This window comes from Aliivibrio sp. SR45-2 (assembly GCF_963890165.1).
Taxonomy (GTDB): domain Bacteria; phylum Pseudomonadota; class Gammaproteobacteria; order Enterobacterales; family Vibrionaceae; genus Aliivibrio; species Aliivibrio salmonicida.
On record NZ_CAWPRC010000050.1, the window covers coordinates 1 to 1,796 of the forward strand.

Annotated in this window: 2 protein-coding genes; both read left to right on the forward strand. The window is 38.3% G+C overall.

Annotation, left to right across the window (positions count from 1 at the left end; all coding sequences use genetic code 11):
- Positions 1–123 precede the first annotated feature (123 nt).
- Positions 124–1,017: a sulfite exporter TauE/SafE family protein gene (locus AACV33_RS02510; protein WP_017020741.1), complete on the forward strand. Its 894-nt coding sequence runs from the start codon at positions 124–126 to the stop codon at positions 1,015–1,017.
- Between the two features lie 96 nt (positions 1,018–1,113).
- Complete coding sequence (gene efpL / locus AACV33_RS02515) at positions 1,114–1,680, forward strand: elongation factor P-like protein EfpL (protein ID WP_023603226.1); 567 nt, start codon at positions 1,114–1,116, stop codon at positions 1,678–1,680.
- Positions 1,681–1,796 lie beyond the last annotated feature (116 nt).

Here is a 1,796-nt window from a genome sequence, read left to right on the forward strand (position 1 = left end):
TAATAATATAGATTAGTTGTTAGTGGCATTATCTCTCGTCCCTTTTGTTATAAGGCGTCTCTCTGGTTTTTACCCGTAAACTGGATTATGATTTGCGGCTTTCCTGTTGCTGTGTAAATTATCATGACTATTCTTTTGCTGTTACAAATTAGCCTTATTATTGGTGGGTTAATTTTTCTTTATATGTTGATTTCATTATGGCTCAGAAAAAAAGAATCAGAGAAAAAAACGAACGTATGGGCGATTGGTCTGATTGGTGGTTTTGCTAACTTTTGCGACACGTTAGGTGTAGGCAGTTTTGCAATAAAAACGGCGGGCTATAAACAATTTAATTTGGTTGATGACCGAGTATTACCCGGGACATTAAACGCTCAAGCGACGATGGCGACGGTATTTCAAGCATTGATTTTCTTAACTGCAGTTAATGTTGATTTAACCACGTTATTGAGCCTAATTATTGCGGCTTGTGTCGGGGCAACGGTAGGGGCTCGCTTGGTATCCAATTTTGATCGTCAATTGATTCGTTTAATTATGGCGGGTGCGTTATTTATTGTTGCGATGTTGATGTTTGCTGGTCGTTTTGAATTATTCCCATTGGGCGGTGATGCGCTCGGTCTCTCGGGTGAAAAATTAGTTATTGCTGTTATTGGTAATTTTATTTTTGGTGCCTTGATGACGGTTGGTATTGGGTTGTACGCGCCTTGTATGACGATGATTTATTTATTAGGGATGAACCCACTGGCGGCTTTTCCTATTATGATGTGTTCATGTGCTTTCTTATGTTTTTTCTCTGCCGGTGGCTTTATTAAACAAAAAGCCGTGAATTCTAGGGCCTCATTGGTTGTGGCCATTACAGGGCCGATTGGGGTATTGATTGCTGCTTTTATCGTGAAGTCTCTTGATGTTGATATGCTTGCTTGGCTAGTGGCAATTGTTGTTCTATATACCGCCATTATGATGCTACGTTCTTGGCGTGCAGGCCGAAATGAGGTGATGATTGAATCAACCGATCAATAAATAGTCGATAAAGCATCATTTTCTATCACATAATTATTGGAGTTATAAAAAGTTCATGGTATTTTTCGTACACCAATTTTTTATGGATGTTTTATCATGCCAAAGGCAAGTGATATTAAGAAAGGTTCAGCAATTGAACACAACGGTAAAGTTTATTTTGTTAAAGAAATCACTAAGCTAACACCTAGTGGCCGTGCTGGTGCAACGTTATTCCGTATGCGTATGTACGATGTTGCAACGGGTTCAAAAGCAGATGAAAGTTTTAAAACTGATGAGATTATCACTTTAGCTGATTTCAGCCGTCGTAGTGCGACTTTCTCTTATGTTGATGGTAATGAGTACGTATTCATGGATTCTGAAGACTACACGCCATACACTTTCAACAAAGAAGCGATTGAAGAAGAGTTGCTTTTCATCTCTGAAGATACACAAGGTCTTCAAATTCTTATCGTTGATGGCGTACCCGTTGCGATTGAATTGCCTTCTGCTGTAGATTTAGAAATCGTAGATACAGCACCTTCAATTAAAGGCGCTTCTGCAAGTGCTCGTACTAAACCTGCAACAATGACGACAGGCTTAACAGTACAAGTTCCTGAGTATATTGCTAACGGTGAAAAAGTTAAAATTAACACGGCTGAACATAAGTTCATGAGTCGCGCTTAATTTTTACTATTATATAAATAAAATGAAGGCCAGTAATTCGATGAGTTACTGGCCTTTTTCTATTTTTACAAATCAATAAAATTTAATCTTGGTCTATTTTAGGTGAGTAAATAGAG

Excerpts from the sequence above, each read along its gene's own strand:
- AACV33_RS02510 (WP_017020741.1), top strand. The coding sequence starts at position 124 with ATGACTATTCTTTTGCTGTTACAAATTAGCCTTATTATTGGTGGGTTA.
- efpL (WP_023603226.1), top strand. The coding sequence starts at position 1,114 with ATGCCAAAGGCAAGTGATATTAAGAAAGGTTCAGCAATTGAACACAAC.